General features: G+C 46.4%; 17 protein-coding genes. 8 read left to right on the top strand and 9 right to left on the bottom strand.

Translation table 11 applies throughout. The features are described from left to right. Positions 1–87 precede the first annotated feature (87 nt). Positions 88–2,028 carry a cation:proton antiporter gene (locus NC994_RS03145; RefSeq protein WP_190441201.1) on the bottom strand — a complete coding sequence of 647 codons (1,941 nt, stop codon included), beginning with the start codon at positions 2,026–2,028 and terminating at the stop codon, positions 88–90. Between the two features lie 581 nt (positions 2,029–2,609). Here NC994_RS03145 and NC994_RS03140 point away from each other — a divergent pair. After that, positions 2,610–3,485 carry a DUF5895 domain-containing protein gene (locus NC994_RS03140; protein ID WP_190441197.1) on the top strand — a complete coding sequence of 292 codons (876 nt, stop codon included), beginning with the start codon at positions 2,610–2,612 and terminating at the stop codon, positions 3,483–3,485. Between the two features lie 121 nt (positions 3,486–3,606). Here the strand turns inward: NC994_RS03140 and NC994_RS03135 are convergent, their stop codons facing one another. From NC994_RS03135 to NC994_RS03120, 4 genes are all read right to left on the bottom strand, one after another. Then, the gene (locus NC994_RS03135) at positions 3,607–4,803 is read right to left on the bottom strand and encodes a murein transglycosylase A (protein WP_190415233.1); all 1,197 of its coding nucleotides are present in this window, start codon (positions 4,801–4,803) and stop codon (positions 3,607–3,609) included. Between the two features lie 27 nt (positions 4,804–4,830). Further along, on the bottom strand, positions 4,831–5,091 hold the full coding sequence (locus tag NC994_RS03130) for a hypothetical protein (protein WP_190415235.1): 261 nt from the start codon (positions 5,089–5,091) through the stop codon (positions 4,831–4,833). A 230-nt stretch (positions 5,092–5,321) separates the two neighbouring features. Further along, positions 5,322–6,092 (bottom strand): hypothetical protein, encoded by a 771-nt coding sequence (locus NC994_RS03125; protein WP_190429189.1) that lies wholly within the window; start codon positions 6,090–6,092, stop codon positions 5,322–5,324. A 63-nt stretch (positions 6,093–6,155) separates the two neighbouring features. After that, on the bottom strand, positions 6,156–6,533 hold the full coding sequence (locus tag NC994_RS03120) for a Mo-dependent nitrogenase C-terminal domain-containing protein (protein ID WP_190441194.1): 378 nt from the start codon (positions 6,531–6,533) through the stop codon (positions 6,156–6,158). An 824-nt stretch (positions 6,534–7,357) separates the two neighbouring features. Between NC994_RS03120 and NC994_RS03115 the strand changes: the two genes are divergently transcribed. Next, a complete protein-coding gene (locus NC994_RS03115; RefSeq protein ID WP_190441192.1) occupies positions 7,358–8,212 on the top strand; it encodes a WecB/TagA/CpsF family glycosyltransferase in 855 nt (284 codons plus the stop codon). Between the two features lie 61 nt (positions 8,213–8,273). On the opposite strand, the gene NC994_RS03110 is transcribed toward NC994_RS03115, so the two are convergent. The 3 genes from NC994_RS03110 to NC994_RS03100 all read right to left on the bottom strand — a co-directional run bounded on the left by NC994_RS03110 (position 8,274) and on the right by NC994_RS03100 (position 11,065). Next, positions 8,274–8,690 (bottom strand): secondary thiamine-phosphate synthase enzyme YjbQ, encoded by a 417-nt coding sequence (locus tag NC994_RS03110; protein ID WP_190415243.1) that lies wholly within the window; start codon positions 8,688–8,690, stop codon positions 8,274–8,276. Positions 8,691–8,705: 15 nt separating this feature from the next. Then, the gene (locus NC994_RS03105) at positions 8,706–9,794 is read right to left on the bottom strand and encodes a glycosyl transferase (RefSeq protein WP_190441189.1); all 1,089 of its coding nucleotides are present in this window, start codon (positions 9,792–9,794) and stop codon (positions 8,706–8,708) included. Positions 9,795–9,868: 74 nt separating this feature from the next. Beyond that, positions 9,869–11,065 carry an aminotransferase class V-fold PLP-dependent enzyme gene (locus tag NC994_RS03100; protein ID WP_190441187.1) on the bottom strand — a complete coding sequence of 399 codons (1,197 nt, stop codon included), beginning with the start codon at positions 11,063–11,065 and terminating at the stop codon, positions 9,869–9,871. Positions 11,066–11,456: 391 nt separating this feature from the next. Between NC994_RS03100 and NC994_RS03095 the strand changes: the two genes are divergently transcribed. The 3 genes from NC994_RS03095 (at position 11,457) to NC994_RS03085 (ending at position 14,763) form a co-directional block, all read left to right on the top strand. Then, positions 11,457–11,654: an NblA/ycf18 family protein gene (locus tag NC994_RS03095; RefSeq protein ID WP_190415249.1), complete on the top strand. Its 198-nt coding sequence runs from the start codon at positions 11,457–11,459 to the stop codon at positions 11,652–11,654. Between the two features lie 153 nt (positions 11,655–11,807). Continuing rightward, on the top strand, positions 11,808–14,153 hold the full coding sequence (gene pcrA, locus NC994_RS03090) for a DNA helicase PcrA (RefSeq protein ID WP_190441185.1): 2,346 nt from the start codon (positions 11,808–11,810) through the stop codon (positions 14,151–14,153). Between the two features lie 49 nt (positions 14,154–14,202). Continuing rightward, positions 14,203–14,763, top strand: a complete 561-nt coding sequence (locus tag NC994_RS03085) for a GNAT family N-acetyltransferase (protein ID WP_199299816.1) — start codon at positions 14,203–14,205, stop codon at positions 14,761–14,763. A 43-nt stretch (positions 14,764–14,806) separates the two neighbouring features. On the opposite strand, the gene NC994_RS03080 is transcribed toward NC994_RS03085, so the two are convergent. Then, positions 14,807–16,078 (bottom strand): FGGY-family carbohydrate kinase, encoded by a 1,272-nt coding sequence (locus NC994_RS03080; protein ID WP_190441183.1) that lies wholly within the window; start codon positions 16,076–16,078, stop codon positions 14,807–14,809. A 149-nt stretch (positions 16,079–16,227) separates the two neighbouring features. Here NC994_RS03080 and NC994_RS03075 point away from each other — a divergent pair, with 149 nt between their 5' ends. From NC994_RS03075 to NC994_RS03065, 3 genes are all read left to right on the top strand, one after another. Beyond that, positions 16,228–16,431, top strand: a complete 204-nt coding sequence (locus tag NC994_RS03075; RefSeq protein ID WP_190441181.1) for a ChaB family protein — start codon at positions 16,228–16,230, stop codon at positions 16,429–16,431. Between the two features lie 134 nt (positions 16,432–16,565). Continuing rightward, on the top strand, positions 16,566–16,709 hold the full coding sequence (locus NC994_RS03070; protein ID WP_190441179.1) for a hypothetical protein: 144 nt from the start codon (positions 16,566–16,568) through the stop codon (positions 16,707–16,709). A 78-nt stretch (positions 16,710–16,787) separates the two neighbouring features. Continuing rightward, positions 16,788–18,437, top strand: a complete 1,650-nt coding sequence (locus tag NC994_RS03065; RefSeq protein WP_190441177.1) for an alpha/beta hydrolase — start codon at positions 16,788–16,790, stop codon at positions 18,435–18,437. Positions 18,438–18,494: the final 57 nt, after the last annotated feature.

Here is an 18,494-nt window from a genome sequence, read left to right as displayed (position 1 = left end):
CTGTGCGGCTTCAACCGCCGATTGCAAGAATATGCGATCGCTTTTCTTGCTTTCCAGGCAGATTGGCATAGTCGCGACTGTCTTGTGTCACGCTTCTGTAGGTTCTGTTTGAGGTTCTGGTTTGAGTTCTTCTAAAAGGACACCCACACTTGCAGATGAGATGGGTACCTCTTCAACTTCCGGCAGTTTCTCTAGCGCCAAACGAGAAGATGGACTCGCACCCGATAAACGCTTCAAGAGTTTTGGTCGAGGGTCATGCAGCACATAAATAATCTGATCTCCCGCTTCCCAATCCTCTGTCGCAGGTACCACTTGGAAACGCCCCTCCCGTAAAAATAGTAAGGGTACTAGCTCCCCGGAACGAATCAAGGCTTGTAGATGAGCTTGTTGAAACGAAAAACCAGGCTCTTTGAGTGACGTTTTGCCTAACTTCACCTGTCCATCGTTCAGGTATTGATTCCAATTCTTAATTGATAAATTAGGAATGAAAGCTTGGTGAACCTTACTATTATTAGTCGGTGTGTTTGCTTGGGGAAATACTGCCAACACACGAGGAGGACGAAACTCCTCAGAAGCACGCTGCGCCAACACTAAATTCACCTCCCCATTATTGGTCATTGCCAGGAAGGTTCCCATCGAGTCGAGTCCCGCCTCTTCCAGAACTTCCGTATCCAAACCACTGCTTAAGAATACCCGCAGATTTTCCTGCTCTGCTTTTTGGCACGCTTCGGGGTCTGTGTCAATCAGCACTACAGACTCTCCTTGTTCTTGAAACAAACGGGCAATCAGGCGGCTTAAGGGATTACAACCAATAATCACAGCGCCCGTTGCTTCCTGGAGGTTAATTTGCAGCCAATGAGCGACCCAACGTGCTGTCAGTCCTTGCAAAAATACGGTCAGGATAATCGTGAGGAAGACCAACGCTTTGATAGAATCGCCGCCGTTGATGCCCCGCTGGGTCAGAAAAATGGCAAATAGAGAAGCAACCGACGCTGAAACAATTCCTCTAGGAGCAATCCAGCACAAAAACAGCTTCTGCCGCCAGTTCAGGTCGCTATTGAAGGTACATAAGCCGATGTTTATCGGTCGCACGATAAACATCAGTGCCAGAACTGTAAACAAACTTCCCCACCCCAGCGCAAATACACTTGCGATGGACAAGTCAGCTGCCAGCAGGATGAACAAGACCGAAACGCCAAGAATCGTTAATTGTCCTTTAAATCGCCGCAACATCCGTTCCTCTGGGATTGAGGAGGCACCCAGAACAATTCCCGCCATCACGGTTGCCATTAACCCCGACTCGCTGCGGATTGTTTGCGCCAAACCAAATAAGCCCCACAACCCAGCCAGAACGACCAGGTTATTTAAGTCTTCTGAAAGAAACTTGGCGCGTTTGATAATCCAACCCATCAACCAGCCACCGACAACGCCGATGCCGCCGCCGATGCCTAAGCGCAAGACGAGACCGATGAAAGCTTCGATGGGGTCGGTATCGGCGTTCAAAATGGTGTCTAGCACGACGACAGCCAAGATAGCCCCTACCGGGTCAATTAAGACGCCTTCTCCCTCCAGAAGTGCTGCCACTTGCCGATCTACTTGCACCTGTTTCAGCAGAGGACTGATCACGGTTGGTCCCGTTACGACCACTAAGGAAGCGTAGAGAAAAGCGATAGGCCAGGGAAATTCACCCAGCCAGTGAGCTGCCATACCGCCGCCCAGAAGCGTGATCAGCGTTCCCAGCGTCACTAAGTTTCGCAGGCTGCCGGAAACCTTTCCCAACTCTCTCAGCTCTAGGTTCAGCCCCCCCTCAAACAGAATCACTGCCACTGCCAGGGCAGTAATGACCTCTAAGCCAGTACCTAGAGAATGCGGGTGTAGCAGGCGCAAGCCATCAGGTCCCAGGAGAATGCCAAACAGCAGCAAAAAGACGATGCTAGGAACCTGAAGATATTGGGCTAAAACCTGGGCGCTGATACCTGCAACAACCGTGATAACGATTTGCAGGGTTAGTTCAAAGGATGTTTCCATGTTGTAGATTTTGATAAAACCAACGAAGTTTTATCAATATCAATATCTTTGGTAAAGGATAGTAAATATTAACCCTTCCTGGCTGCTATGCAATAGTCAACCTGTCTTTGCATCGGATATTTTGAGACAAATATCTGTAGTCTATGATACACGGTCGGTCTAAAAATCTACTGAAAAAGCAAAAATTTGTCTGTGATGCAAACAAGGTATATAGAGTAGATGCCAAAAGCGCACAGAAGAAAAGTGCGATCGCTCCTTTACTGAATTGCTTGCCCTTTCAACCACGCTTTTCAATCCGTTTGTTGAAAAAAATCCAGCAGCACCTTCCCTAAATCTTCTGACTGGACAACCGTTCCTGCACTCAGAACGCAAAGAACCTCTTCCTACTGTGCTGGTTCGATCCTAGCAAGCTGTTCTAAGAAACACTGCTTCTTGCTGGCATTCAACTGGAGTAAGGGTGTCAGTAAACCCGGTTAGCTGCACTTGTGTTACTTTTATCATTTCTACGGTATCTTTTCGGATATCACCACTTGCTCCAGACTTGTAAACTTGATCAGCACACGACTTGGATGCCTAAGACCATGAACGCATCTGCGAATTTTGACTTCGACGACGACAAGTTCAATGCACCACCTTCTCAAGTTATCCCTTGGTGCCAGATGATCAATCCTCGATATGGGAAAACTGGCATCCAGCCGCACGGATTGGCAATTAAGCTAGATAACGCTAATGCGGTTGGCTTTAAACCGGATGCCACTTGGGAACAGGTGCAGCATGAGTTTAGCACCGGAGTCGAAACGCTATTTATCACTAGCACCCCACGCTTAGTCATCGTGCGGCGGGGGCCATTGTCTGTGAAAGACCGTGAAACCGGAATGAAACTGGGTACGTTTAAAGAAAACTACGATGCTTTCTTGGCAGACAAGCTCAAGTTTAAGACTTTCACTCGTCACCTGATTTTTTTCGTCGGCGAGAAACAAAAGCTTTTGCATCAATTGCCACTGCAATTGACGGTGAATGGTGCAGCGGGTGCTAGTTTTGGAAAATCCTACTGCGAGATGAAACAAGGTCAAGTAGTTGGTGGGTTTATTGCTGAATTGGAAAAGGCTTATGCTCAGTACCGCAAGCAGCCTTTAACACCAAAAGGGCCATTGTTTCATGCTCATGGAATTTTTTGCCCGTTAATTGAAATGGAGGAAAGGGGCAGTGGCACAAATACGGCTCTAGTGGCTAGTACCGTAGATTATGAGCATCCCACTGCTAAGAATTTAACAGAATATCTAATTTCTTCCAGTTCTCAGGAGTCTGCGCTTATCTGCAAGACTTTTGAGGAGTACGAAGACTTCGGAAAGGAAAAACCGAAAGAGGAAATCCCCGCCCCCAAACTGGAGATGGCAGGGGTTTCTAGTTCATACGATTATCACGATGAATTTGAGTACGGCGAACCTCCTTATTAAATAGGGCAAAAGTTAAAAGTAAAAAGGCAAAAGTTTTTACTTTTGCCTTTTTACTTTTAATTTCTGGTTGGGATTGGGACGCGATCGCCTCAATTTCTTAGGTTGGGGGACGCTAAAAAATTTACTGTTTTAGCAGCAGGTAATACAGTTGCCCGTTGCCGCCGGTAACACCCGCGCGATCGCCCGCCCGTTTACCCGTTCCGATAAAATAATCTACGCGACCGGGACCTAGAATTGCACTTCCCTTATCCTGGTCGAGTACGTAGCGACTCACCAGACGCTGTTCGATCTTACCAGCACGATTAAAGTAGGGAACTCTTGTATGAATTAAAGCTAAGGCACCCGGAGGCATCAAAGATTTATCCGTCGCAATCGAACGCTCAGCTGTCACCGGCACCCCAACGCTTCCCATTGCTGGGGCACCATTGGTTTCGTTGAAGAAAACAAAGCGCTGATTGCGCGGGATATAGTTACTCAGCTCTAAAGGATTTTGCTGGAAGTATTTGATCAGCACAGGTAACGTCAGACCGGATAGGGGCAGTTTGCCATCTTTAGCGAGTTCTTTCCCAACACTGGTGTAGGGGTAATCGGTTCCACCCGCATAACCGACCGTCATCACGCTTCCATCGGTCATCTGGAGCTGAGCAGAACCTTGGATTTGTACCAAGAATGCTTCCAGGCGATCGCTCATCCAAGCGATTTCTAGCCCTTTTAGCGGACTGTTCGCTCCCAGCAAGCCATCCTCCCCTTCTAGCTGAACCCGTGTGGGGTGGGGTTTGGGCCAAGAGTTGAAGTTTGACGGCATCCCATAGAGAGGATAACGATGCTCTGCCGTCTGCTTGCGGCTGGCTGTATAGGTTGGTTCGTAGTAGGCGGTGTACTGAACGTTCCCCTTATTGTCCTTGCCTACAGACTGGTACAAGACAAACTCACGCTTGATTGCGGCTTGCAGTTCGGCAGCCGAACCAGAGTTGAGAACTAGCTGCCGAAAGCGAACCAAAGATCGGCGGACGCGATCGCGGGTGATTCCCGGCACCGGATACTGCTGGTAGGCTTGAGCGGCACTGTTTGTCTGTAAATATCGCAGACTGTTATCAATCGAGGCGATTAAAGCTTTTCGGTCTCCGGCTTGACCGTTTTGCCCCCAGATTTGCTCATCAAGTCCCAGTGCATCTGACCGGCAACAGACGAGATTTAAAAGGTTTGAGTTGACTGGTATCAGCGGAACGGACAGGGGATCTTTAGCGAGGGCAGGCAAAGTGACATTTCCCAGAGTTACACCAAAACTCAGGGACAGTAAAGCCAATGTCTTTCTCATTACTTACACCAAAAGGGAAAGTGATAGCTATTCGTAGTCACTTCTATCGACACTTCCGGCGAAGACAGGTTCCACTCGGATTGCCCTAATGCTGACGGGACGTATAACCATGTACTCGCCCTGGATATTTTTGATCGGCACACTGATAAAGTCCGTGGAGGCGGCTTTGGGCATCAGCTCGCCGCTGTACCACTTCTGAAACTCTTGAATGGTTGCAAAACGCACTTCTGCTTTGTGACCACCTTCTATCATCAGGTGTACAGCGTATTCGGTGGGAGTTCTCGGCATACAGTCGATTGATTTTCAATCCGTCCTGATTATTATGAGCTGAGAATGGTCGAAAATAACAGGCTATTTCTACAGAATTTTCTCAAAAGGTCATTCGTTATTAGTCTGTAGCAACCAACGAATGACGAATAGCACTGGCTTCAGAGCCTTGAATTAAAATTCAGGCTTCACGGCTAGAACCTGTTTTCACAGGTTGAAATTTATATACTGTAATGACCAGTGACGAATGACTAGGAAAACAGATTAAACCGATGCAGCAGGGTTTCTAGCAGGGGCGGTAAAGTCTGATGCAGTTCCGACGCACTGTTAAACAACAGTTGTTGATGGTTGGGAAGATCAAAGGGAAACTGTCCCGACATCTCCGAACGCTCCATTTGAGCTAGCAGAATTTGTTCAGAACGCTTACTTTGAAAGGCGTAGCCAATTTCTACACAAACATTCGGACTGGGAATGAGTAGGGGCGTTTCTTCCCTGGAAATGCTAGTGATAGGTGTCCCATCAGCAACAAATAGCAGACTCTTCCGAATTTTTCGCATCTGCGTGGTGTTGAGGCGATTTGAGGCACCTGTGGGGCGGTTGGATACTTCTAGCGTCAAAGGAAGACGCGATCGCGTGTTTAATACTTCTAGGGCGTTAGCCAGTCCCTCTCGCAGGGCTTCACTCGACGCCGCATATTCAGTCTGATGGCAGAGGAAGATAATCGGTTCCAGATTCGCCATCACCGTCTGTTTAGTGAAATAAATCTCGTGGCTTGTCAGGTCAATGTTGGAGATTATGTAGCCACCGCTGCCTTCGATGTAAAACTCTACCGATTCCCCTTCTAGATAACGACCAAACCAAGCTGAGCGCTTAACATCCTGGCTGTCTTCTAAAAAATCTGCCCGTAATCCAGACTTCAGCAAGCTATTTTTGCTCAATCGCAGATCGTGGGGACGTTTCTCTAATTCTTTAATCGGCTCATACTCTTGGAGATACCAGCCTCTCAGGGCAATGATAGCCATGATGTCTTATCAATAATGCACAGAATCTTCACGTCTTTAATTTAAGACGTCTGAGAAGGAATCTTAGCAGTATGCGGTGACATCTTCTCCACATTCATCTGCTAGATAGCATAGTGCCCGGAAACGCAGGCTTACGACTTCTTCGTAAAGCGGATTCAGCTTGCACATTGGAGGAATGTGAAACAGGGTGCGACCAAATACTTTGATATCGCGCTCAAAGGGGCACTGGGAGGGGATTGACTTGCACAGGCGATGAGCGAGTTCGCGATCGCGCACTTGTATGTTGTCAATCCACTCGCGCAGAGGTTGCAGAAAGTTCAACCGCGTCTGTGCTTTTGTGGGTTGTTGAATCGGGGCTACCTTTTGGGAAACCTCTTCTTGAGGCATCCAGAACCAGCTTGTCAGGGAAATATTTTTTACTGTATACTGGGATACATTCATGATGCTTCTCCTGTGTTACGTTTTCAAGTCTTCAAAAAGCTAAATTTAACTGTCTGTCCTTTATCTACAACTGCGACTCTGCTTTTACCGGATGCTGGCTGTGAGATTTGAGCGTTTCTAGAAACTTTGACCGTTAGACTTACTTAATCATTGACGCGCGATCGCTATTTTTTGTTCTTTGCTCGGTTAATCTCGGATGCCGACTTGACAGACAAAAGGCTTGTGAGAACTCTTCTGTTATCATCCTCCCTAATTTCCTGTCTATATTGCGTGAGGAACATCACTGAATATTTGTGAGTGTCCCTTCCAGGTTTCAGTGATTACACGCATATATTGCCACTGCACTCTCGCATAAACTTGTCTGCATAAAGGCTGTAAGGTCTGTGGTTGCTTTGGTTTCGGCAAAAATGCCCCTACACGCTTCGCGGCTCGCTCGCTTCCTAACTTTTCTTAGAATCAGAGCCATTTATTTTCCTTTAACGACGAGAAAATAATCACTCATTGAAAACTCTAAGGAGAAGTGAAAGACAGTGAAAGAACCTAGCCAAGTTGATAAAATCATTTCCCGTCTACCAATTTGAATTCAGCAATTTTGCTGATGAAATAAAAAATAAAAATTGGTAATAAATTACCTATTTCACTGAGGAATAAAAAAATAGAGATAGAAATCTTAAGCTACAGCTAGTTGATTCAGTTTTTGCCCTATTTTCAAAGAGCAATACTTAAAAATCATTAAAAATAAATTTCGTAAAAGTACTTGCAAAGTTATACTGCAAAGGTAAATTATGATCGCTCTACAAAATATATGTGAGTTCAAGGTAAAGATGAACACCCGAACTTTAAAAACAACTCCAATTAAGACAAATATATTGGGAATTGGAGTCAGTCGTACTAAATATAAAGACTGTACGGATTTGATTATTCAAAGTGCCCAATCACGCCAATCTTGTACCGTTGCAGCAGTGAATGTCCATAGCATTACCTCCGGTTATCTTGACCCAGACGGTCATGGTTATCAACTCAATCAATTTACTCTAGTTGCCCCTGATGGTCAGCCGGTGCGTTGGGCGCTCAATCTTCTTCGTAATCGTGATGAAGAGATACTCCCGGAGCGAGTGCGGGGTCCAGAGCTAATGTTAAATATTTGCGAACAAGCTGCTGCTAAAGAAATAAGTATTTTTCTATATGGCTCTACGGAAGCAGTTCTGGAAACTTTACAGAAGAATCTACAAGAAAAATTTCCCAGCTTGATAATTGCGGGAGCGGTTTCTCCTCCGTTTCGCCCTTTAACGCCGCAAGAAGATGCGGCATACACCAAACAAATTCGGGAATCAGGTGCGGGAATTGTCTTTGTTTCTTTGGGTTGTCCGCGCCAAGAAGCATGGGCTTTTAATCATCGCCATCAGCTAGATTGTCCGATCGTTGCTGTGGGTGCTGCTTTTGATTTTCATTCTGGCAACATTCCTGAAGCTCCGTTCTGGATGCAGAGCTTGGGTTTAGAATGGCTTTTCCGCTTTTTACAGGAACCCAAACGCCTGTGGAAGCGCTATTGGTTACTTAATCCTCTTTATTTGATTCTCTTGGGTTTACAGCTGCTCAAATTACTTCCTGTCGAGCAAGACTCAATAGAAGTAGAAACTAGCAGTGCCGAGCGGCACCCAGAAGCAATCAATCGCTAGTTACAAAGTTGTGTAGCTGTTACGGATTGAAGTCACTAGCGTTTTGGAAGGCTCATCTAGCTTAGTCACCCGCGATGTGAACAACAATTTCTCGATAATGACCGCGCTGCCGATGTTCCCAAATATAGATTCCCTGCCAAGTTCCCAATAGCAATTTACCGCCAGCGATGGGGATTTGTTCAGAAGTATGAGTCACAGCAGTGCGAATGTGAGCTGGCATATCATCAGGGCCTTCTGCATTGTGGAAGTAGCGATCGCTTTCCGGCGCGAGTTTTGTTAAAAAGTTCTCTAAATCTTTGAGAACATCTGGATCGGCATTTTCTTGAATCAGCAGACTGGCTGAGGTATGACGCAAAAACAGGGTGCAAAGTCCAGTCTGTATACGCGAATCTGCAACGATCGCTTGAACTTTGGGCGTAATTTTGTATAAAGATTTGCCAGGAGTTTGAACGGTCAGGATCTGTTGGTAATGAGTCATTGCGGCTCGAAAAAATTAACGGTTTTGGAAATAGCTGACGACAGCACGGGCGATCGCTTCGGTTCCATCTGTCGCCACCATCTGAGATTGATGGGGTGGAAGCATTGGTTGATGCAAAAACTCCCAGTTGCTTTGGAAGAACTCAGCAGGTTGTAGAATTTGATGATAGGTATGATTTTGGATGCCTTCAAGTAGCAGAGGCGCTTCGGCAAAGTCTTCTCGTGTTAGCGTCACAATGGGTACTCCCAATCGCAAAGCTTCGGCAAAAGTGCTGTATCCAGGTTTGGAAACGACGCGCCCGCATATTGGCATAAAATCGACTGGGCGGTAAGATTGGTCTGTAATTTTTATAAGATTCGGTAAATCGGGTGCATTCCGGTCAAAGGTGATAAATTGCCAATCGGAAAACTTCAGCAAATTGTTGTAGGGAATTTCTTGTAACCCTAAACCGCCGAAGGTGAGCAAGATGGTTTGCTCGGTTGGTGTGGTAATTCCCCATTGAGATCGTAGTGCGTCTTGGCTATGACGAGGAGTGCCGCCGGTTAAACCGACATCGACGATTTCTGGGAAAGCACTCATCGATTCGTGGAAGGGCAAGCGAAACAAGCGATCGCACTTTGCATAACATTCGCTTATCCAATCCGCAATTGCAATAAACTCTCCTCCCCACGCCCGATAGATAAAGTCCCAGCCAAAATTACTCAGCATCCAGCAAGGAATCCCAGCCGCTTTGCCAATTGGCGCTGCCAGCGGTGGAATATCTGCCAAAATCAAACCTACTCGGTTTTGACGGATAAAGTTTACTTCACTCGCAATCATCGATTTTTCTTGGGCGCGAATTTGTTGCACTTTTTCCAAAGTGGCAGCTTTATCCATTGCGAAACTATCAGCTTGCACAACGCCGATATCAAAAGCGCGGGGGCGATGAATAAAATCTCCTGGAATATAAGATTCTAGTAACCAGCGGGGTGCTGTTGTTACCAGAATTAGCAAAATTTCCGGATACATTTTCTGAACTGCCGCCGCGACGGATGCCGCCCGGACTGCATGACCAAAGCCATGATTGGTGATAGCGATGTATAAAATTGGGTGTTTAGCAGTCATTAGTCATTAGTCAGTAGTCAGTCGTGATTAGTCATTAATCTAGTTGCCAATTCCTAAGGTCTAATGACCCGTGACTACTGACTCAATTTTTGAATGGCTTCAACAAGTTGGTCAATGTCAGATGGCAGGGTGAAATAGTGAACGCAGGCGCGTACACAGTCGGGATTGCGGATTGTCCGAACCAGCAAGTTTTGATTTTCTAAAGATTGTACTAATTGCTGGTGATTGCCCCCGCCTGAAAGCTGGAAGGAGACAAGACCGGATTCTGGCGGTGCATTTCGCAGACATTTGATGTGAGGAAGTTCGGCTAAACGTTGCCAGAGGTATTGGCTCAACTCTAGGATTTGTTGGAAGCGAGATTCTGGGGTTCCCCATTGCTGATGAAGGGCGATCGCTGCCCTAAGCCCAGCATAGAGGGGATAGGCAGAAGTCGCGACTTCATATCTTCGCCCATCCGGTTGCCAGCCAATTGGTTGACCGGATGAATTGTAAAGAATGCTGCGCCAGCCGATAAACGTGGGATTCAGGCTTTCTAAAGCTTCCGGTCGCACGTACAGACCACCGACGCCTTCTGGCCCGCACCACCACTTGTGACCCGTGAAAGCATAAAAATCAATCCCCAATTCTGTCAAATTTAGCGGCATTGACCCCACAGATTGAGCTGCGTCCACCAAAATTCTGATGGGGGGATTCTCGGTGGAATGGTTGCGGCAGGCGGCAGCAATTTCAGCCAGCGGCAAGACTTGACCCGTGTTCCAGAGGATATGACTCAGCACGACCATTCTGGTCTTGGGGCGCAGATATTCTGCGATCGCTGCTACGGGATCGCCTTCATTCAAAGTTCCCATCAGCGGACAGCAGGATACTTCAATACCAAAGCGGCGTTGGAGTTCCTGCACGGTTGCTACAATGCCTGGATGTTCGCAGTCAGAAATTAGCAGATGGTCTCCGGCTTGCCAGTCCATGCCCCAGAGGGCGATATTGCAGCCGACGGTGACATCTTCAGTCAGGGTAATGGTTTCGGTGGGAACACCCAGGGAAGACGCGATCGCACCTCTCGTTTCCGTTGCCTCCCGTACTACCCAACTCCCTACCTCATTAGAAAACGGCCCCACACGCTGCACGTATTCATAGGATTGGAAAATCGCATCCAATGCTGCTTGAGGCATTGGGCCTTGACCGCCATAGTTGAAATAGGCTTTATTCGCGAGAGCTGGAAATTGCTGCCGATGGCGTTCTAGCAGCGTTTGTCCTGGAGAAATGCTCGTCATAGTATCAATATTAGACTTCACTGGAACAAGGAATTGTCACTTTGTAGCTTTGCTGGATACGGCAGCAGAGGCGTTGCAATTAGTTATTGCTGTGACCGTTGCTAGATAATGTTAACTTTTTTAAAAATTCGCATAAATCCGGTGTTTGGACTTGACAAGTTTACAAGAGTGTGAATTGAGTTTCACGAAGTCTCTGTCTCAGATTTCCCTTGTATGCAGGTTACAAAATGGCGCTGAGTGTCGGTTAAGTTGCTGTGCGTCTAATACCAAGTTTTCTTGTTGATGCTACACAACATTTAAAACCCAGTCATTTCCCTAGTCAATAACAAACAACAAGGGAGAATCAAAAATCAGTTCAAAGTTCATTTTAAGACGAGTAAAGGAACTCGCTATGAATCAGCCAATTGAATTATCTTTAGAGCAAAAATTCAGTATTAGAAGCTTCTCAGACCAAGTGCAAAATATGTCCCGCGAACAAGCACAGGAATTTTTGATTATGCTGTACGAGCAAATGATCGTCAAAGAAAATATGTACAAGTCCTTTCTGAAGCACGAGTGGGGACTTGATTCAGGCAAAATGTCTGCATGAATCTTATCCGTAGTGCCACATTCGGGATGAGAAGTTAATGCTGGGCGATCGCACTCTCTTAAGCGAGGGACGGCAATGGTGGTCAACCAGGTTAGGTAGTATGGGATAGCCTTGCTAAAATACGCTCTTGCGTCGCATCCCTCCAGTTGAACCATGACCACCACTACTGACTTCCTTAGCCACCTCAACCCCTCCCAGCGCCGCGCTGTTGAGCATTTCTGCGGGCCTTTGCTGGTTGTTGCCGGTGCTGGTTCCGGCAAAACGAGGGCGCTGACTTATCGAATTGCCAATCTCATTTTGAAGCACCGGGTCGATCCGGAAAATATCCTGGCGGTGACTTTTACCAACAAAGCCGCACGGGAGATGAAGCAGCGGATGGAAAAGCTGTTTGCTGAACAGCTCGCTGAAAAAGAATATGGGAAGCCACTGACAGCGTTACCAGCGGATGAACAGACAAGATTGCGATCGCGCGTTTATAAAATTTACATCAAAGACTTGTGGATTGGTACTTTCCACAGTCTCTTCTCTCGTATCCTTCGATACGATATCGAGAAATATCAAGACGAAAGAGGACGTAAGTGGAGCCGCAATTTTTCGATTTTTGACGAATCCGACGCTCAAAGTTTGGTGAAAGAGATTGTCACTAAACAAATGAACCTGGATGAGAAAAAGTTTGAGCCGCGTTCGGTTCGTTATGCCATCAGCAACGCCAAAAATCAGGGATTTTCCCCCAAAGAATTTGAGGCAGAACAGGCGAATTATCGCGGACGGGTAATCTCGGAAGTTTACAGCAAATACCAGGATAGACTGGCAGAAAATAACGCCCTTGACTTCGACGATCTAATTGCGATTCCGGTAAAGCTCTTTCAGCAAAATGAGCACGTTTTAGGTTACTGGCATCGAAAATTTGGTCACATTTTGGTGGATGAATATCAAGATACCAACCGGATTCAGTACGATCTGATTCGCCTGCTGACGACGAATGGAGAAACTAGGAAGAATGAGTGGGATTGGAAAAATCGCTCGGTTTTTGTCGTCGGTGATGCGGATCAATCCATCTACTCTTTCCGCATGGCAGATTTCACTATCTTGCTAGAATTTCAAGAAAATTTTGGGGATGGTTTGCCGGATGACGATACGCGAACGATGGTAAAGCTGGAGGAAAATTATCGCTCTAGGGAAAATATTCTCCAAGCGGCAAATAAACTCATTGAAAATAACACTCAGCGGATTGATAAAATTCTCAAAGCGACACGCGGGGCAGGCGAGCAAATTTTTTGTCACAAAGCCGACAACGAGATTACAGAAGCTGAGTTCGTCGTGCATCAAATTCGCAACCTGAAACATAAAGATCCAGAGTTAGACTGGGGGAGTTTTGCGATTCTCTACCGCACGAATGCTCAATCTCGTGCTTTTGAAGAGTGCTTGGTGCGTGCGGGTGTTCCCTACAACATTGTTGGGGGTTTAAAATTTTACGACCGCAAAGAAATTAAAGATGCGATCGCGTATCTGCGGCTCATTGTGAATCCAGCGGATGCGCTGAGTTTGTCGCGAATCATTAATACTCCACGACGCGGTATTGGCAAAGCGACCTTGGATGCGATCTCGGATGTCGCCCAAGAATTAGGCGTATCGATGTGGGAAATCCTCAAAGACGAAACCTCTGTGAAGACTTTAGCTGGACGGGCGGCGAAGTCTATTAACAGTTTTGTGCAGATGATTTGCCACTGGCAGCTACAATTGGACACGCTGCCAGCTTCGGAAATCGTGCAGGGAGTGATGCAAGATTCTGGTTATATTCAGGATTTGAAAAATCAAGGCACCGACGAATCGCAAAACCGATTGGAAAACGTCCTCGAACTCAAAAACGCTGTTCTGCAATTTGAGGAAGAAAACGAAGATTCAAGCTTAGAGGGTTTTCTCGCAAGTGCTTCCCTATCTTCTGATTTGGATGATGTGAAAGAAGAGCGATCGCGCTTGTCGCTGATGACGTTGCACTCTGCCAAAGGACTAGAATTTCCAGTCGTCTTTTTAGTAGGAATGGAGCAAGGATTGCTTCCTCATACTCGGACTCTCAACGATCCGGCGCAGCTGGAAGAAGAACGCCGCCTCTGTTATGTGGGCATCACCCGCGCTCAAGAACGACTCTATCTCACCCATGCCCGCGAACGTCGCCTCTGGGGTTCCCGCGAACCAGCCATTCATTCTCAGTTTCTCAAGGAGTTACCCGCAGATTTGCTGAGTAGTAATTTACCCAAGGCAACTGCTAATAGTCGCGCTGGTATGGCGTCAACATCTCCGAGACAAACATCCAATGGTGCCAGCAGTCTAGGGCAGAATTGGAGCGTGAGCGATCGCGTCCTCCACAAAGCCTTTGGTGTCGGTCAAATTACGAACATTTTCGGGCAAGGAAGCAAAATTACTCTCGCCGTGAGATTTCCTGGCATCGGTATAAAAATCATCGATCCTAAGATTGCTCAACTGCAACGAGCGGAATAAACAGTCAGGAGAGCTGATTCATTCAAAACTCAAAACAATTGATTGAGTCGTGAGTAAAATCGCCCCAAAGGAATACCACTCGAAAACTGGAGATGTTGTTACAGTCCGGAGTGCCTTGATTGAGGATGCAAAAGCTCTCGTCGATCTTCAATTTTCAGTCGCTCAGGAAGGCAAGTATATGGTGACTGAGGCTGAGGAATTTAACTTAACCAAATCGGAGGAAAAAGAAACAATTGAACAGCATTCTCAGCAACCAGGGCAACTTTACTTGGTGGCTGAGATTGACAACACAGTTGTAGGATTCGTTGAATTTGAGAACGGAAACCGAAGACGCACATCTCATAGCGGGATACTCTCCATTTTTGTTGACAGAGAATGGAGAGGAAAAGGCATCGGATCGTTTTTGCTGCAAGAACTGATTGATTGGGCAGCGAATGAGCCGCTGATAGAAAAGGTGACTCTAGCAGTGTTCTCTACAAATCGCAGCGCGATCGCTCTTTACAAAAAATTTGGCTTTGAAGAAGAAGGAAGATGTCCTAAAGATATGAAATTAGCAATAGGTAAGTATATCGATAGTGTATTGATGTACAAATTTGTAAAAAAAATGTAGAGACGCAATATATCGTGTCCCTGCATTAATAAAGGAAAGATTCTCACTTTATATCAAGTCCGCGCATAGCTAATAACGCCGAACCATACGCAGCGGCTGTGTGCATTGGCGGAACAATTGGCACTTGTAGATAACGACCACGAATTTTTGTCCAAGCGGGATTTTTCGCCCCACCTCCAGCCGTATAAATGCGAGTTAGAGGAGTGCTACCGAGTTGTTGTAAAAGTTGATATCCTCGTGCTTCAATACGGGCGATACTTTCGAGCAAACCGTGTAGAAATTCTACTGGGTTATCAGGACGGGGTTCCAGTCGCGGCGGTAGATGGGGGTCGTTAATCGGGAAGCGATCGCCTTCTTTTAACAACGGATAATAATCCAGTAAGCTCTCTTTTTCTGCATCAATCTGACTGCTGAGGCTTTCTAACTCAGCATCGGTGAAAAATTTTCGCAGCACTGCACCACCCGTATTAGAAGCACCACCAACTAACCACAAATCTCCCAGGCGATGACTGTAAATCCCGTATTTTGCATCATCTACGCGAGTGCGACTTAACAGCTTCAGCACTAGCGTTGAACCGAGGGAGGTACTCGCTTCACCGGGCGACTTGGCACCGCTAGCGAGAAAAGCCGCAATACTATCCGTGGTGCCAGCACACACTACGCAATCTTTGGGTAATCCCGAGTTAGTAGCAATTTCAGGTTTTAATTCAGCAATAGATGTGCCTGGGGCAATAACTTCAGGAAGATGAACGGGTAACTTGAGATTTACTAACCATTCTGGATAACATAAATTTTCGACATCGTAGCCTAATTTTAAACAATTGTGATAGTCACTTATGCCCAGTTTTCCATGTAATAAAAATGCCAGCCAATCTGCCTGATGAAGGAAGTAATAATTTTGAATTATAGGAGTAGACCCTTGTACCTGCTCTGAATTTTGAAGCAACCACAAAAGTTTGGCGAGGCTGGAGGTAGCGCTTAATACCGTGTGGTTTGGGGGCGCAATTTCCTGCAACTGCGCCATGACTTCCACCCCTCGCGCATCGTTATAGAGGATAGGTTCAGTAACAGGTTTACCAGCGTCATCGCACAGCAGCACTGTGGAAGAAGTTCCATCGATAGCGATCGCTTTAATTTCCCCGCGTACTTCCAAAGGGATTTGCTCAATCAAGGAAAACAAAGCTTTCTCCCAGCTTGCAGCCAATGCCACTCCCTCAAAGGGATATTCCGCCTCAGCTTGGATCGTCCCATCCGCGTGAATTGCGACGGCTCGTGCGCCAGAGGTGCCAAAATCAATGCCAAGGTAGAGGTTCATAATGAGATTATTGATTCAGGTTCTAGAGAGACTCAAGTTATTTTATTTGCTATCTCTAGTTAATTAAATTAAAAAATAGGTCTTTAGAGATAGGATTTTAAAATTTTAAAATTGCAAGTTAGTATTACATGAATCAGGTGATTAAATTTATGCCTTATAAACAAACTGACGAATTACCAGATTCGGTAAAAAATCACCTACCCAAGCACGCCCAAGAAATTTTTCTCGCTGCCTTTAACAATGCTAACGAAGAGTATAAAGAGGAAGAAACTGCCTTCAAGGTTGCTTGGAGTGCGGTAAAGCGCGATTACGAAAAGGGAGATGATGGGAACTGGCATAAAAAGCCGGAATAGATATGACAACAATAAAATCAGGTTTGCCTGAATGGAGCTTATAGGGAGCTTTTTCCAGGTAAATGGGCGCAATGCTCGATCGCTCTCTCATGTTTGCGAGCGCTGTGTAGAAAATAACATTAACTGGTTTATCGATGCGATCTCCTCCTGAAGAGCCAGCTGAAGCCGCTCAAGCGGAAGTGACAACAGCTCAAGCCGAAGCTGCTGCTCAAGAAGCAACGAACAGCACTTCATGCAAACGCGATCGCATCTCTTTCCACTGCGATCGCGCTTATTAACATCTGCAAACAACTCTGGAGTCTGGTTCCTCCAATAGGTAGACAATAGTGCTTCATACCCAAAGTACAGAGGTCACAATGTCTGAACCCACAAGAAGTCCCCAACCAATCATTTTAATTCGAGGTTTTGGTGGACTCGACGTTGCCGACGAGAAAAAAGACACCTACCAGAGATTTAATGTTGGTACCGTTTACCCTCAAAAACAAGGTGAAAACTACATCTACGAGGGGCTAATTCTGCGGTTTATGAAGTCGAACTGGAAGTACCAAGACACCACTAACGTCGTCGGGTACTACGGTAAAACTTATGCCTACGAACCGCTGCTACCGGAGAAACTGAAGCGCTCCACAGATAAGGATATCGTGGAAAAATTTATGCGCTTGAAGGAGTTGGGCTATTTTTCTGGCAATAAGATCATTATCGACCCCGGCATGGCGCTACATCTGCTGGAAACGGTTGAGCAACCCTGGCAAACTCTCTGGGTATTTCGTTACTACGACTTGGACGAGCGAAAATTCAACGTGTATGGTGAAGCACTGGTTCGCTTGATCGACTTTATTCGGGAACTTACAGTCCAAAAGGAAGGCTTTAAGCCCAAGGTGAATATCATTGCCCATTCAATGGGTGGACTCATCGCACGCGAGGCAGTTCAACGCACTTATCCAACCTCGAAGCAACAGAAGGCAGAGAATTACATTAACAAAATTGTCACCCTCGGTACGCCGCACCAAGGCATCAGTTTCCAAATTCTCAAAAATTGGATCAATATTAGTGCGGAAGATGAGTTAAAGCATTTTAATCCTGATTTTCAAAAAGACCCTAGAAATGATGCGGCTTTCGTTAATTTTCACAACTATTTTCCCGCAGAACGACTGCTGACAGTGGTTGGAACAAACTACCGTAGCTACGACGCCGCGATCGCATCCCGGTTAAATCGCGCCTTCTCCCTAGAAGGCGAGTATGGGGCAAACTACAATCGCAGCGATGGTTTAGTCAAACAAACTTCGGCGCAAATCCCCGGAACACCGCGCACTTTCGTTCACAAGTGCCACGGGGGTGACGACTCGCTGATTACTTCACGAGAAGCGTTTGAAGTGGCAACCCGCTTCTTTTTTGGGAACGTGCGATCGCGTCTGCGCTTGGTGAAGGGAAAAGTTACTCGTGGTAAGGATTTCTTCGGCAAGAGCGAATTTTTTCTGGGCGTTTCTATCAAGCCGCGGGGTGTAGACTTCGAGCTTTTCCATCAAAGTAAAGATGCCGAAAATTGCTATGGCCCGTTTAGTCAAGTTGATCCGCTTGACAAAAATGTTAACTTCTCGGAAGCCAATCAGAGTCTCGGCTTTCCTTGGGCAGATAATAACAAACTCATCTGGCAAGGATACCTCGACACGAAAAAGAGCCTCAGTTCCAAAGATATGGTGTTGCGCGTAGAATTTTATATTGGCGAACGCGATCTTTATGGCTTTGGGTTCTCGGACAACAAGATTTTCAACAAGCAGTACTACGTCCGTGCCTTGCTACCAACCAATCTACAGCCCAACCTGAAACTCTACCTCCATGCCGATGAGCAGTTTATGCGGGAAGGCTTCCAGCCTTCGCCGCAGGAGGAGATGCAGAAGGTGAACGGCGGCTGGCAGTTTGATGTCAGAGAAACCGGGTTTGAGGGGACTTTCCGGATCGAACTGGATAGAATTCCCGAAAATGGGCTGCCAATCCCGTTTGTATAGGTAATTCTTGTCACCTCTCCCCAACCTCTCTCCAGAATGGGAGAGCTTTCAATTGTC

Source organism: Trichocoleus sp. AS-A1 (assembly GCF_039962015.1).
GTDB lineage: Bacteria > Cyanobacteriota > Cyanobacteriia > Cyanobacteriales > FACHB-T130 > FACHB-T130.
Note: the sequence above shows the minus strand (reverse complement) of the source record. Positions and strands in the feature narration are given on the sequence as shown.

Excerpts from the sequence above, each read along its gene's own strand:
- NC994_RS03145 (WP_190441201.1), bottom strand. The coding sequence starts at position 2,028 with ATGGAAACATCCTTTGAACTAACCCTGCAAATCGTTATCACGGTTGTT.
- NC994_RS03140 (WP_190441197.1), top strand. The coding sequence starts at position 2,610 with ATGAACGCATCTGCGAATTTTGACTTCGACGACGACAAGTTCAATGCA.
- NC994_RS03135 (WP_190415233.1), bottom strand. The coding sequence starts at position 4,803 with ATGAGAAAGACATTGGCTTTACTGTCCCTGAGTTTTGGTGTAACTCTG.
- NC994_RS03130 (WP_190415235.1), bottom strand. The coding sequence starts at position 5,091 with ATGCCGAGAACTCCCACCGAATACGCTGTACACCTGATGATAGAAGGT.
- NC994_RS03125 (WP_190429189.1), bottom strand. The coding sequence starts at position 6,092 with ATGGCTATCATTGCCCTGAGAGGCTGGTATCTCCAAGAGTATGAGCCG.
- NC994_RS03120 (WP_190441194.1), bottom strand. The coding sequence starts at position 6,533 with ATGAATGTATCCCAGTATACAGTAAAAAATATTTCCCTGACAAGCTGG.
- NC994_RS03115 (WP_190441192.1), top strand. The coding sequence starts at position 7,358 with ATGAACACCCGAACTTTAAAAACAACTCCAATTAAGACAAATATATTG.
- NC994_RS03110 (WP_190415243.1), bottom strand. The coding sequence starts at position 8,690 with ATGACTCATTACCAACAGATCCTGACCGTTCAAACTCCTGGCAAATCT.
- NC994_RS03105 (WP_190441189.1), bottom strand. The coding sequence starts at position 9,794 with ATGACTGCTAAACACCCAATTTTATACATCGCTATCACCAATCATGGC.
- NC994_RS03100 (WP_190441187.1), bottom strand. The coding sequence starts at position 11,065 with ATGACGAGCATTTCTCCAGGACAAACGCTGCTAGAACGCCATCGGCAG.
- NC994_RS03095 (WP_190415249.1), top strand. The coding sequence starts at position 11,457 with ATGAATCAGCCAATTGAATTATCTTTAGAGCAAAAATTCAGTATTAGA.
- pcrA (WP_190441185.1), top strand. The coding sequence starts at position 11,808 with ATGACCACCACTACTGACTTCCTTAGCCACCTCAACCCCTCCCAGCGC.
- NC994_RS03080 (WP_190441183.1), bottom strand. The coding sequence starts at position 16,078 with ATGAACCTCTACCTTGGCATTGATTTTGGCACCTCTGGCGCACGAGCC.
- NC994_RS03075 (WP_190441181.1), top strand. The coding sequence starts at position 16,228 with ATGCCTTATAAACAAACTGACGAATTACCAGATTCGGTAAAAAATCAC.
- NC994_RS03070 (WP_190441179.1), top strand. The coding sequence starts at position 16,566 with ATGCGATCTCCTCCTGAAGAGCCAGCTGAAGCCGCTCAAGCGGAAGTG.
- NC994_RS03065 (WP_190441177.1), top strand. The coding sequence starts at position 16,788 with ATGTCTGAACCCACAAGAAGTCCCCAACCAATCATTTTAATTCGAGGT.